This window comes from Flavobacterium omnivorum, from assembly GCF_900099915.1.
Lineage (GTDB): Bacteria > Bacteroidota > Bacteroidia > Flavobacteriales > Flavobacteriaceae > Flavobacterium > Flavobacterium omnivorum.
Map to the genome: position 1 here is coordinate 171,570 of NZ_FNDB01000002.1, position 12,800 is coordinate 184,369.

12 protein-coding genes are annotated in these 12,800 nt (G+C 35.7%); 9 read left to right on the top strand and 3 right to left on the bottom strand.

Annotated features, from left to right (window positions below; translation table 11 throughout):
• Positions 1–51 precede the first annotated feature (51 nt).
• From BLS90_RS02855 to BLS90_RS02865, 3 genes are read left to right on the top strand one after another with little or no spacing between them, the layout of a single operon-like run.
• Positions 52–1,194 carry an ABC transporter substrate-binding protein gene (locus tag BLS90_RS02855; protein ID WP_091255015.1) on the top strand — a complete coding sequence of 381 codons (1,143 nt, stop codon included), beginning with the start codon at positions 52–54 and terminating at the stop codon, positions 1,192–1,194.
• Between the two features lies 1 nt (position 1,195).
• Positions 1,196–2,227, top strand: coding sequence for a FecCD family ABC transporter permease (locus BLS90_RS02860; RefSeq protein WP_245705035.1), 1,032 nt, complete (start codon positions 1,196–1,198; stop codon positions 2,225–2,227).
• Entirely contained in the window at positions 2,227–3,009 is a 783-nt protein-coding gene (locus BLS90_RS02865) for an ABC transporter ATP-binding protein (RefSeq protein ID WP_091255020.1), read from the top strand. The genes BLS90_RS02860 and BLS90_RS02865 overlap by 1 nt, the downstream gene beginning before the upstream one ends.
• On the opposite strand, the gene BLS90_RS02870 is transcribed toward BLS90_RS02865, so the two are convergent.
• Both BLS90_RS02870 and BLS90_RS02875 read right to left on the bottom strand, forming a co-directional pair.
• Entirely contained in the window at positions 3,006–3,461 is a 456-nt protein-coding gene (locus BLS90_RS02870; RefSeq protein WP_091255022.1) for a tRNA (cytidine(34)-2'-O)-methyltransferase, read from the bottom strand. The two genes, BLS90_RS02865 and BLS90_RS02870, sit on opposite strands and share 4 nt — an antisense overlap.
• Positions 3,462–3,519: 58 nt before the next feature.
• Positions 3,520–4,095 carry a pseudouridine synthase gene (locus BLS90_RS02875; protein WP_091255024.1) on the bottom strand — a complete coding sequence of 192 codons (576 nt, stop codon included), beginning with the start codon at positions 4,093–4,095 and terminating at the stop codon, positions 3,520–3,522.
• 167 nt (positions 4,096–4,262) lie between these two features.
• Here BLS90_RS02875 and BLS90_RS02880 point away from each other — a divergent pair, with 167 nt between their 5' ends.
• The 6 genes from BLS90_RS02880 to BLS90_RS02905 all read left to right on the top strand — a co-directional run bounded on the left by BLS90_RS02880 (position 4,263) and on the right by BLS90_RS02905 (position 11,882).
• A complete protein-coding gene (locus BLS90_RS02880; RefSeq protein ID WP_091255026.1) occupies positions 4,263–4,640 on the top strand; it encodes a hypothetical protein in 378 nt (125 codons plus the stop codon).
• A 199-nt stretch (positions 4,641–4,839) separates the two neighbouring features.
• Complete coding sequence (locus BLS90_RS02885) at positions 4,840–8,253, top strand: T9SS-dependent choice-of-anchor J family protein (RefSeq protein ID WP_091255029.1); 3,414 nt, start codon at positions 4,840–4,842, stop codon at positions 8,251–8,253.
• 264 nt (positions 8,254–8,517) lie between these two features.
• The gene (locus BLS90_RS02890) at positions 8,518–9,888 is read left to right on the top strand and encodes a DNA recombination protein RmuC (protein ID WP_091255031.1); all 1,371 of its coding nucleotides are present in this window, start codon (positions 8,518–8,520) and stop codon (positions 9,886–9,888) included.
• 7 nt (positions 9,889–9,895) lie between these two features.
• Positions 9,896–10,261, top strand: a complete 366-nt coding sequence (locus BLS90_RS02895; RefSeq protein ID WP_091255032.1) for a 6-phosphogluconate dehydrogenase — start codon at positions 9,896–9,898, stop codon at positions 10,259–10,261.
• Positions 10,262–10,810, top strand: a complete 549-nt coding sequence (locus tag BLS90_RS02900; RefSeq protein WP_091255034.1) for an acyl-CoA thioesterase — start codon at positions 10,262–10,264, stop codon at positions 10,808–10,810. It begins immediately after the preceding gene.
• A gap of 532 nt (positions 10,811–11,342) precedes the next feature.
• On the top strand, positions 11,343–11,882 hold the full coding sequence (locus tag BLS90_RS02905; RefSeq protein ID WP_091255036.1) for a YceI family protein: 540 nt from the start codon (positions 11,343–11,345) through the stop codon (positions 11,880–11,882).
• Positions 11,883–11,884: 2 nt separating this feature from the next.
• Here BLS90_RS02905 and BLS90_RS02910 read toward each other — a convergent pair whose 3' ends face one another.
• A complete protein-coding gene (locus BLS90_RS02910; protein ID WP_091255038.1) occupies positions 11,885–12,799 on the bottom strand; it encodes a TIGR01777 family oxidoreductase in 915 nt (304 codons plus the stop codon).
• Position 12,800: the final 1 nt, after the last annotated feature.

Here is a 12,800-nt window from a genome sequence, read left to right on the forward strand (position 1 = left end):
TGATTTTTAAAAAGGATTAAATATACCTTTGCACTTCTTGAAAACCATTTTATGAAATCTTTTATATTCCCGTTCACACTCTTTTTATTTGTCATTTCCATAGCTGGATGCAAACAAAACAAGGATAATCCAACCTCCACTAATCCAACTTCAGCAAATGAAATTCAATACGCTAAAGGATTGGAAATCTATAAACACAACGGGTTTACAATCGTTACCATCACAAGTCCTTGGCCTAACGCCAATGAAAATTTCACTTACGTTTTACAAGAAAAAAACGGAATCATTCCAGACAGTTTAAAACAGTTTTCCATCATTCCGATTCCTATAAAATCGATTGTTGTCACCTCAACTACGCATATTCCAGCACTTGAAATGTTAGGCGTTGAAAACACTTTAGTAGGTTTCCCAAACACCGATTATATCTCTTCCGAAAAAACCAGAAAAAAGATTGATTCTGGAAAAATTAGGGAAGTTGGCACCAACGAAACTTTAAATACCGAGGTTTTAATTGATATGAATCCCAATCTAATCGTCAGCTTTGGTCTGAACAACAGCAATCCAACTTTAGATAATCTGCAAAAAAGCGGTTTGAAAGTGATGATAAACGGCGACTGGACGGAGCAATCTCCACTTGGAAAAGCCGAATGGATTAAGTTTTTCGGCGCGTTGTACGGATTAGATTCCAAAGCCAATACTATTTTTTCTACTATCGAAAAAGAATACACAACCACTTTGGCTTTAGCCAAAAAAGCAACATCAAAACCCACCGTCCTAAGCGGTGCAATGTTTCAGAATCAATGGTACGTTCCACAAGGCGAGAGTTGGGCATCGTTATTTCTTAAAGATGCGCAATCTAATTATTTATGGGCTGACACGAAGGGAACCGGCAGTTTGCCATTGCCTTTTGAAAAAATTTTAGAAAGAGCACAAAATGCCGAATATTGGATTGCTCCAGGCGATTTTTCTTCGTTGAAACAAATGAGCGACAGTAATCCGCATTATAGTGAATTTGCCTCGTTTAAAAATAAAAAAGTATATTCGTACAGTATTAATAAAGGTGCTAAAGGAGGGATTTTATATTTCGAATGGTCTCCCACTCGCCCCGACTGGGTATTGAAAGATTTGATTAAAATTTTTCATCCGGAATTGCTACCCAACCATAAACTTTTTTTCTTTCAGAAATTAGAATAAATTGACTAAAACCAACCGAAATACAGTACTTTTTATATTCCTAGCTATCGGAATGTTTTTTTTGTTCCTAATCAACATCAGTTTAGGATCCGTTTCTATTCCTCTAAAAGAAGTTTTTAATAGCTTAACTGGGCAAAGTGCCAGCAAAGAAACCTGGGAATATATCATTATCAATTATCGTTTACCCAAAGCTATTACTGCCATTCTTGTTGGGATGGGATTATCCATTAGCGGTTTATTAATGCAAACTTTGTTTAGAAATCCACTTGCTGGACCTTACGTTCTGGGATTAAGTTCCGGTGCCAGTTTAGGTGTTGCTACAGTTATTTTGGGTGCCACCCTTTTACCTCCATTTGTAGCTACACTTTTAGTTTCATCGTATGGAATTGTTTTGGCTTCTAGCCTTGGTAGTTTCACTGTTTTACTAGCAGTATTGGCTGTTTCTCATCGATTACGTGATACGATGGCCATCTTAATTGTAGGACTGATGTTTGGGAGTTTAACCAGTGCAATTGTTGGAACTTTAACCTATTTTAGTACTGCTGAACAATTACAAAAATTTACTTTTTGGTCATTGGGAAATCTAGGCAATTTATCTTGGACTTCCATTTCTCTTTTATCACTTTGTGTTGTAATTGGTCTAGTTTTAAGTTTATGCAGCATTAAACCACTAAATTCATTACTTCTAGGAGAAAATTATGCCCGAAGCTTGGGTTTAAATTATAAAAAATCACGTCTGATTATCATTTTTGCCACCAGTATTTTAGCAGGAAGCATCACTGCTTTTGCTGGTCCAATAGCCTTTATTGGATTAGCAGTACCACATATAGCAAAGCTGGTTTTTCAAACGAGTAATCACACGATTTTATTCTGGAGTACTATACTTTTTGGGGCAGTTATCATGCTCATTTGCGACAGTATTTCGCAACTGCCAGGTAGCGATTTCACGTTACCAATCAATGCTGTAACTTCTATTTTCGGTGCTCCAATTGTGATTTGGTTACTAATTAGGAAACGAAAAATGATGGGGTAATGGACAATAAAATCATCTTACAGGCGACACAAATCAGCATTGGTTATTCTGATAAAAAAAGAAATATTATTATTTCATCAGGTATTGATTTGTCTTTAGAAAAAGGAAAACTAATTGCTTTGATTGGCGCCAATGGTATTGGGAAATCGACGCTTTTACGAACAATAACAGGGATTCAAAAAACAATTTCAGGAACTGTTTTATTAAACGGTCACAACATTCGTGAAATAGACGCTTTGACATTGGCACAAAATCTAAGTGTGGTTCTGACCGAAAAATTGCCTCCAAGCAATTTGACAGTTTTTGAACTCATTGCGTTGGGAAGGCAACCCTACACAAATTGGATAGGAAAATTAACTGCTGATGATATCGTAAAAGTAAATGAAGCGATGGAATTGACACAAATCAGTCATTTAGCAGCAAAAAAGCATTACGAAATCAGCGACGGACAATTACAAAAAGTATTAGTTGCACGAGCTTTAGCTCAAGACACACCGCTTATTATTCTTGATGAACCCACAACCCATTTAGATTTACTGCACAAAGTTTCTCTCTTTAAATTGTTAAAAAAACTCACCGCCGAAACGGACAAATGCATACTTTTTTCTACTCACGACATCGATATGGCGATACAACTAAGTGACGAAATGATCATTATGACTCCTGAAACTGTTCAACAAGATCAACCCTGTAATTTTATTTCTAAAGGGAGTTTCAATACGCTTTTCAAAGATGAAAATATCATTTTTGATGCGTCCAAAGGTAAATTTGTAATTTCTTAAAGCTTTAATCCTATTTGTCGTTTTGCTTCCCCAATGACAAACGCTACCGAATTTGCAATATTAAAACTCCTAATTAGCGATGACATAGGAATTGTCAGATGATTGGGGAATTCGTTTAAAACTTCTTCGCTCAAACCTTTACTTTCTTTTCCAAAAACCAACCAGTCTCCATCCTGAAAATCAGTCTCTAAATACGAATTTTTGGCATGGGAACTCATCAGGAAAACTCGCGATAAATCGGGAATTTGAGCTTTCCATTCGGTTACATTTTGATATTCAGTCACCTCTAGATGCACCCAATAATCAAGACCGGAACGTTTTAGATTTTTATCATTAATAACAAATCCAAAAGGATGAATTAAGTGCAAACGGCTTTCGGTACCCACGCACAATCGACCAATATTTCCGGTGTTGTTTGGGATTTCAGGTTCTACTAAAACAATGTTTAACATAGTATACTTTATTAAAAGATTGAAAAATTAAAAGATTGAAAAAATCAGATCAAATCCTTTAAATCTCTATTTGAAAATTTTCGACTTCAATCACCTCTCCTGCCTTCAAATCATTGAGATGCACGTTTCCTATTCGAACACGAACCAACCGCAAGGTTGGGAACCCAACCGCTGCTGTCATTTTACGAACTTGGCGAAACTTCCCTTCATTGACCGTTATCGAAGCCCAAGAAGTTGGACCGTGACGTTCATCACGAATTTTTTTTCCTCTTGTTCCAAAAGCAGGAATTTCATTTATCAAAAAAGCAATACACGGTTTGGTGATGTATTTAGTTCCATTAAAACCTATTTCAACCCCTTTTTGTAATTGCTCGATGGCTTCTTGATGAATAATGCCATCAACTTGGACATAATATTCTTTGTCGACTTTTTTACTACGAATGATTTCGCTCATCATGCCATCCGTTGTCAGCAATAATAATCCTTCGGAATCCTCATCAAGGCGCCCGATAGCCATCGTTCCTATTGGAAAATTATATAATTCTCCCAGCAGTTTCTTTTTTCTTTTTAATTCATAAATAAACTGACTCAAATAGCCGTAAGGCTTATGAATAATAAAATGAGAATGAGACATTGTGTTGATTTATTAGTGCATGCAAAGATAGTTTTGTTTTTGTTGGATTTAAAAGTGACTGGCTACATTTATTGCGGTAAACCCAAAGCAATGTTAAATAGTTCAAACATCTAGAATTAATGACGTAATATTATAAAAAGTAAGACTAATAATTAAACAGCAAGATCATGGAAAATAATGATTTAGATTCAAAAAAGACCAATAATAAGCAGCAAATAAACGACCAAATGGTTAGCGAAAAGACGCTGAACGAAACCAATACAGTCGCGCCTAAACTGAAAGAAGAAATAGAAATCGATGGTAATGGTAATGAAAAAGTTGTTCTAAGGGCGCGCAATGTTGATGGGTCTATTGCGGCTATTCCCGAAACCGAAGATAGAACATGGAACGAAAACGAAAGTTTAAGCCGAGGCGTTTCTACAGAAAAAGAAGCAATGAAAACAGTTGAAAATGAAGACCTCAACTCGGACATTACTGCCCACAGATACCCTGCTTCAAACCCTGACAATAAGGAAGACCGAGGGAATATTAAACTGGACGAATAAGTATTTGTTTCGTATTTTAAAAGCCAATAAGGACACCTTCCTTATTGGCTTTTTTTGTTGTAATTAATAGCCAATCGACCAAAAAAATCGATTTAAAAACCAATTAAAAGATTTTATTTACAATCTAAAATAGCTCAATTTATAATATTCTCTTAACGTTGTAAATATTAGTTTTACTGCTTAATTCAATTGTAAACCTATGAAACACAATTACCATTTACGCAATATAATGGCTATTTTAAGTTTTTTTTATTGCCTTTCAACAACCGTTTTTGCCCAAGGAACAGCGCCCATAGCGCAAGAGTTGCCATTCGTTCAAAATTTCACCACTCTTGATGCAGCATCAGCTATATATCCTGCGGGGTTTCAGGGTTGGACCGCAAGCACAGCTCCGGGAAGTTCATTCAATACAACAGCAACATTAGTTGCGGATAGAGCCTTAGTTGCCAGTAGTACAGCTGCAACCAGTAGTGGAAATTTCCATAATTACAATGGAAAAATTGGATTTTTAAACACCGGTTCCTTAGATCTATCGATTGGATTTGCATTCAAAACAGTGGGCAAATCAGGAATTGCAGTAGAATATGATGCGATGGTAATTCGGAATCCTTATAATGGGACATCGAATTCTCGTATAAACGAATTAGTACTGCAATATCGAGTTGGTACAGCTGATGCATTTATTACTTTATTACCAACGGTCTATGCCAGCGGAACAATAGCACAAACGTCTGGAACAGCAGAAGTGAATAGCCAAAAAATAAAAGTAGTTTTACCATCGGAATGTGATAATAAAGAAGTAATTCAAGTCCGTTGGATTTCAAGACAAATATCTGGAGGCGGTTCTCGTCCCTCTTTTGCCATTGACAACATAAGTGTATTTAATGATGTAGCTCCGCCTGTAAATGCAGACGGATTCCCAAAAATCACTAACATCCTATCTGATGGATTTGATTTTTCGTCCAAATTAAATGAGACTGGAAAAACATATTTCGTGATCTTGCCGTCAGGAAGTGCTGCTCCAAGCGCTGCTCAGATAAAAGCAGGAACAAACGCCTCAGATGCAGCGGCATTAAAAGCAGCGGTTCTTGAAATTTCGGATGATAACGTTGTCTATTCAAAAAACAGTACAGGATTAGCTCTAGGAACTGATTATGTTGTCTATTCAATCTCCGAAGATGCCATTGGCAACATTCAAGGGGAAAGCAACAAACTAGACGTCACTACTTCTAGCGTTGTCGTTCCTTCTCTGTCAACTACTAAAACTGCCTTAGATTTTAGTTTTGTAGAGCAAAACTTCAGCTCAATTGCATTAAGTTACCAACTTCAAGCGCTTAATCTTAGTGGAGCAGTTACGCTTTCCGCGTCCCAAAACTTTACCATTTCTAAAAATGAGACTTCTGGCTTTCAATCAACATTGGTTTTTGCTGCAGAAGATTTCAATACGGGAACAACACCTTTAGTTTATGTCAAATTTACACCTACTGCAACCGGCCTTTTTTCAGGACAAATCACTCATGAATCAAACGGAGCTTCTACTAAAGCAGTCGCGGTGTCAGGAACAGGAATTAATCCTTACATCCAAGATTTTAATAATGCAAATGTTCTAACAAACAGTGGTTGGACGGAATATAGCGTAGCCGGCGACAAGATTAAGTGGGTGAGCACCACGACACGTTTTAACAGTTCACCTGCTGCGGTACAAATAAATGGATATTCCGAAACAGGAGCCAGCAAAGATTGGTTAATTTCTCCTAATTTACGTTTAGTTACATTTGACAAATTCCCATTGTTATCTTTCTATTCTCGCAAATTTTTCTCTGGTACACCGCTAAAACTAATGATTTCTTTAGATTATGATGGTAAAAGCAACCCAGAAACAGCAACTTGGACTCCCTTAGAAGGCGATTTTCCTATCACTACAGGAACCTTTAAACAGTCGCAATACATCAATTTAGAAGCTTATAAATCTGATCATACTTTTATAGCTTGGGTTTACGAAACTACAAATTCTGGTGGAACGGATACTGCTGAGTGGACCGTTGATGATGTAAAAATCACGAACGAAACAACATTTCTAGCCTCAGATCCTACTTTGAATTTTGGAGAAGTAGCGCCAAATACAGCTTCAGCAAGCCAGTCTTTTATTTTCATGGCAGGCGGTTACGGCGATATCACGGTAACGGCTCCTGCTGACTACCAATTATCTGTTGACAACAGTAATTTTCAATCCAATTTAGTGATTTCAGCTACTGATGGAGTTGCAGGAAAAATAATTTATGCTCGTTTTTTCCCTTCTTCCAAAGCATTGAGTATTTCGGGCCATTTGACAGTTGTTGGAACAGGATTGAACCAAGAAATAGGTCTTTTAAATGGATCTTCATTACCGAAAACAGAAACCTTTGATATTGTTACGTACAATTTAGAATTTTTTGGAAGCAATGTAATTGGCTCAACAGGAACTGAGTTTGGTCCAACAGACGACGCATTGCAGATTGAAAATGCAGCGAAAGTCATGAATACTTTAAATGCTGACGTTTATGCCGTTCAAGAGGTTTCGGACGATGCCGCACTGGATCTTTTAATCCAAAAAATAAGTATCAACGGAAAAACTTTTGACAAAGTAATTTCTCCAGCTTGGTCCTACTCCTTTAATGCTCCTGAAGCTGACTTCCCCGCTCAAAAATTAGTTGTAATTTATAACACGCAAACAACAACAGTAAAAAAGTCACGAGTGATGTTCAGTAAACTTTTTGATGAAATTCGTGCCGGAAGCAAAACTTTACCCAATTATCCTGGAGGTGTGAGCGCGAGTTTCTTCTCTTCAGGCCGTTTACCTTATATGGTCGAAATGGAAACAAATATAGGCGGAGTAAAGAAAGATCTAAAAATTATTAACATCCATGCTAGAGCCAACAGCGGTAGTGATATAGCAAGGTACAACATGAGAAAATATGATGTTGAACTATTGAAAGACAGTTTAGATGTTAATTACCCAGATGCAAATTTGATAATTTTAGGAGATTTTAATGATGATGTTGATGCATCCGTTATTGCAGGAAACCCTTCATCGTACCAGAAAATGGTGGAAGACAATTTACGCTACAATCCTCTAACTTTAGAAATTAGCAAAGCAGGAGCCTTTACTTACTTGTCCTCTGGAGGTTTCTTAGATCATATTATCATATCAAACGAGTTAACTAAGGATTATGTACTCAATTCAACTTTAGTTTATGACCCTCGTTTAGACGTAGCAAACTATGTCAATACTACTTCTGATCATGGTCCAGTTATCGCGCGATTTGAGTTAAAAGCAGATATAACTTTAGCTATCAATGACTTGATTACAGCAAAAGGATTGTCTGTAATGACCTATCCAAATCCAGCTTCAGAATCATTCAATATTGTGATTAATTCAGAAAACGGACAAGACTTAAGTCTAAACATTTATGATATTCTTGGAAGAGCAATGGGAGCTTCAAAACAATTAAAAGGCTCAATTGGTGAAAACACTACAAAAATAAATAGTGCTAAATTACCTGCAGGGATTTATATATACACCCTTTCCAGTGGAAACAAGGTTGTCTTTAAAGGAAAAATAGTAAAAAAATAAAATCCCTTTTTCTACATTCCAAAAGCCAGATTTTTTCATTGAAATCTGGCTTTTTTTTCTAAAATAGTTTAAGATAACTCCCTGCTCAAATAAAAACAACTACTAGATAGCTATCAAAAAAGGAGACTCTTAGGTATAAAACTACCCTAAAGAATCCTATTTTTTCAAAATACAAACACTTCAAAAACTTATACTAGAATTTTGATTTCTCAAAAGAAACTAGAAATCTTTTGTTTATTTTTACATTGTTACAAAAAAAAAATTATGTCAAATACGCTTCCCTTTTTACTGATTTTCATCGTTGCTCTTGGTATTGGAGTTTATATTGGAAAACTTCTATTTGTTACCAGATTCCAGTTGGAAAAAAGTAGCTTGGAAGAAAAATTAATTACTTTAAATGCTCAATTCAACCAACAGAGAGAGCACTTAATGATTGATAAAATGGGTTTTGAAAAACAATTAGAAGCCCAAATCGTTTCTAAAGAACTTATCCGAACTGAAAAAGACAGTTTAGCAATTCAACTTAGTAAAAAAGAAGTAGATTTCGAAAATCTCTGGGAGCGCAACAAAGAACAAAAAGAAGAAGTTGAAAAACTACAGGAAAAATTTACCATTGAATTTGAGAACTTAGCCAACAAAATATTGGAGGAAAAATCGAATAAATTTACCGAACAGAACAAAGAAAACATGAAAAATATCTTGACTCCATTGCAAGATAAAATTCAATTGTTTGAAAAAAAGGTAGAAGACACACATAAAGAAAGCATTGATTATCATGCCGCCTTACGCCAACAAATTCTGGGATTACGAGAAATGAATATCCAAATGAGTAAGGAAACCATCAACTTGACTAAAGCCCTCAAAGGCGACAGCAAGATGCAGGGAAATTGGGGCGAACTGATACTAGAACGCGTTTTAGAGAAATCAGGATTGGAAAAAGGCCGCGAATACGAAGTGCAACAAGCCTTCACCGCTCAAGACGGAAATCGCGTTTTTCCTGATGTTGTCATTAACTTGCCGGATGGAAAAAAGATGATTGTCGATTCAAAAGTTTCGCTAACCGCTTATGAAAAATACATCAATGAAGAAGATGATACTTTGAAAATTGGCTATCTAAAAGAACATGTCCTTTCCATTAAGCGCCATGTTGAGCAGCTGGGCGCAAAAAATTATCAAGATTTGTACCAAATAGAAAGTCCTGATTTTGTATTGTTATTCATCCCCATTGAGCCCGCATTTGCTATGGCCCTAAATGAAGATACCAGTTTGTACAATAAAGCATTCGAAAAAAATATTGTTATTGTAACTCCCGCCACATTATTAGCTACCTTACGAACGATTGATAGCATGTGGACGAATCAAAAACAACAGGAAAATGCTCTAGAAATAGCGCTTCAAGCAGGAGCATTGTATGATAAATTTGAAGGTTTTGTAGGCGACTTGATCAAAATTGGCAAAAAAATAGACGAGAGTAAAACAGAATACAGCAGCGCCATGAACAAACTTGTGGAAGGAAAAGGAAACCTAATTGTAAGTGTCGAAAAATTAAAAAAAATGGGAGCAAAAGCAAAAAAAGCACTTCCCGAAAACATAGTAAACTTAGCCGATAAAGACGAAAATCAATTTCTAAATTAAATAAAAAATGAGAAAATTTTTAATGATTACCACCGCAATACTAGTACTATTTAGCTTAGGTTATTTTACTTTTTTATACAACGCAACTTACAGTGAAGGTGTTCGTTCAGGGGAATTAATCAAGGTAAGTAACAAAGGAGTTGCTTTCAAAACATGGGAAGGAGAAATTAGTCAAGGAATTTCTGGCGCACAAATATTTTCTTTTTCAGTAATGGATAGCGAAGAAAAAGTAATCTCAGATTTAAAAGAAATGGAGGGTCAATATGTTCAGGTAAAATATGTAGAACGGTACCGAACATTTCCATGGTGGGGCGACACGCGCTATTTTATTACAGACGTCAAAAAAGTAAATTCTCCTTTTAAAATAAAATAGATGAATCGGACCTTTAAAACTGTGGCCTCCTCAGACATTAGTATTTCAGAATTGATGTTGCCCAATTACACCAACTTTAGTGGTAAGATTCATGGAGGATATATTTTATCTTTAATGGATCAAATTGCATTTGCCTGCGCTTCAAAATTCTCAGGTAATTATTGTGTTACCGCCTCGGTAGACACTGTAAATTTTCTAAAACCGATTGAAGTGGGCGAACTCGTGAAGATGAAAGCCAGCGTAAACTATGTGGGTAAAAGCTCGATGATTATAGGAATTCGTGTAGAGGCCGAAAACATCCAAACCGGAATAATCAAACATTGTAATTCCTCTTATTTTACAATGGTTGCCAAAGACAGCGCGGGCAAGAGCGCATTAGTACCCGGTTTAATCCTTTCCAACAACAATGATGTACGCCGTTTTTATAACTGCATTAAACAAATATCCCTAAAAAAAGAAAAAGACCTTCATGAGGAAGAATTCGATTATACATCTAAAGAATCACTAGAAAATTTAAAAAATTACAACATAAAGTTGGAATTCTTATAATACAATAGGTTAGACATCATTGATAAACCTGTAAAACAGGAGTGTTTTTAAGTTCCTCAAGTGGTTACAACTTTTCAATATGCAACAGTTTTTGTGCTTACTCGAGCCAATAATTTTTTTGTGATGCCAATTCATCTAGGGTTATTACGGTCCAATAACAGGACACTTCACTAGTTTCTGGTAGTGACTGCTTGAACAAATTCAGGCGCCGAAACACCAAATAGATCATGCACAGAGCATTCTCTAATTACTCGCTACTCGAAAACAACTATTAAAGTCTTTTTAAAAGTATATTCTACCGCAATTTCTGATTAAAAAGCTGATAAAAAATTAACTGATACTCCTGTTTTTCAAGGATTAAAAACTTTTATATATTCTATTTTTTTCATAACTTTAAGTAATTCTATTAATAATAAGATTATGTCTAAAATTGTATAGTATCAAGCCGATATGGTAAAAAATAGTATCTCCCGCATGCATTAGGAAGAATGTATTCAAAAAAGAGTCGGTATAATTTAATTCATAAAGTATTATGGAAAAAATTACCTCAATAGCGCTACTCTTTATTGCTCTCGCAATTAACGCCCAGGAAAAATTAGTTTCATATGAAGGTATCACAAATTTTGAAGCATCAATACCTTTGTTTGAGGAAGTGAGAGCAACAAATGAAAAAACCACCTGTATTTTGATTACTAAAACAGGTGATATTGCATGTTGGATTAACATCAAAGATTTTAAATTTAAAAGAAATTTGATGGAAGAGCATTTTAATAAAAATTACATGGAAAGCAACCGGTATCCAAGAGCCGTCTTTAAAGGTACTATTGAAAAATTTGATTTAAACAACCTTACCTCAGAATTTCGACCCTATCAAATCAGCGGCAAAATAACCATACGGGGTCGTACTAAAAAAATGACAATCAAAGGCACACTAAAAAGAGTCGATAATGTAGTCGAAATCCAATCTGAATTCCCCTTAAACACGGATGATTTTAGGATCGAAATTCCTTTTATAGTGCGCAGTAAAATATCGAAAAACGTAAATACTCAAATTGTTTGTGTCCTAAAATAATTCTATTTTGTTAAACAGTCTCGTAATGCTTCTTCTAAATTTTTAAACTTAAATTTAAAACCAGTTTGTTCTATTTTATCAGAGGAAATTCTTCTTCCTGTTAATACAATTACGGCCATTTCCCCCATCACAAACTTCAGAACAAACGCAGGCACATTGGGCAACCAGATCGAATAGCCAAAAATACGAGCCAATGTTTTAGAAAATACGGCATTTGTAGTATTGTCGTTAATGGCAGCGTTAAAAGGTCCAACCATTTCAGTATTTTCAATCGCTTCTAAATACATGGTACACAAATCATCAACATGAATCCATGGCATATATTGGTTACCTGAACCCAATGCTGAACCTAATCTGTATTTGAAAAGTGGAATAAGTTTCTTCAAAAAGCCGTCGTTTTTGCCTAAGACTAATCCCGTTCGGATTTTTACGGTCCGAATATTTAAATTTTCTATAAAATCAATAGACTCTTCCCATTTTTGGCAAGTGTATCCTAAAAAATCATTGGCTGGAACAGTATCTTCCGTACAGATTTTTTTCCCGTTTACTGCTCCATAAATCCCAACGGCTGAGGCTGAAACAAATGCGTCAAGTTTTTTGTAATGCTTTTTTAAAACCGAATACAACAGTTGGGATGATTTTTCTCTACTATCAATGATGGCCGCTTTTCGTTTCGCACTCCATCTTTTCTCTGCTATATTTTCGCCTGCCAGATGAATGATGTAATCTGCTTTTAAAACTGCTTCCTCCTCAATTGTGCCGTTTGCAACATCCCACTTATAGTAGAAAACATCTCCCTTATTTTTCTTTTCAGTTCTACTCAAGATAGAAACTGAATATCCTTTGGTAAGCAACAGCGCCGTTAAATGTCTACCGATAAATCCCGAACCGCCGCTTATTAAAACATTTTTTTTCATA

Coding starts and splice junctions, on each gene's coding strand:
- BLS90_RS02855 (WP_091255015.1), top strand. CDS start 52: ATGAAATCTTTTATATTCCCGTTCACACTCTTTTTATTTGTCATTTCC.
- BLS90_RS02865 (WP_091255020.1), top strand. CDS start 2,227: ATGGACAATAAAATCATCTTACAGGCGACACAAATCAGCATTGGTTAT.
- BLS90_RS02870 (WP_091255022.1), bottom strand. CDS start 3,461: ATGTTAAACATTGTTTTAGTAGAACCTGAAATCCCAAACAACACCGGA.
- BLS90_RS02875 (WP_091255024.1), bottom strand. CDS start 4,095: ATGTCTCATTCTCATTTTATTATTCATAAGCCTTACGGCTATTTGAGT.
- BLS90_RS02880 (WP_091255026.1), top strand. CDS start 4,263: ATGGAAAATAATGATTTAGATTCAAAAAAGACCAATAATAAGCAGCAA.
- BLS90_RS02885 (WP_091255029.1), top strand. CDS start 4,840: ATGAAACACAATTACCATTTACGCAATATAATGGCTATTTTAAGTTTT.
- BLS90_RS02890 (WP_091255031.1), top strand. CDS start 8,518: ATGTCAAATACGCTTCCCTTTTTACTGATTTTCATCGTTGCTCTTGGT.
- BLS90_RS02895 (WP_091255032.1), top strand. CDS start 9,896: ATGAGAAAATTTTTAATGATTACCACCGCAATACTAGTACTATTTAGC.
- BLS90_RS02900 (WP_091255034.1), top strand. CDS start 10,262: ATGAATCGGACCTTTAAAACTGTGGCCTCCTCAGACATTAGTATTTCA.
- BLS90_RS02905 (WP_091255036.1), top strand. CDS start 11,343: ATGGAAAAAATTACCTCAATAGCGCTACTCTTTATTGCTCTCGCAATT.
- BLS90_RS02910 (WP_091255038.1), bottom strand. CDS start 12,799: ATGAAAAAAAATGTTTTAATAAGCGGCGGTTCGGGATTTATCGGTAGA.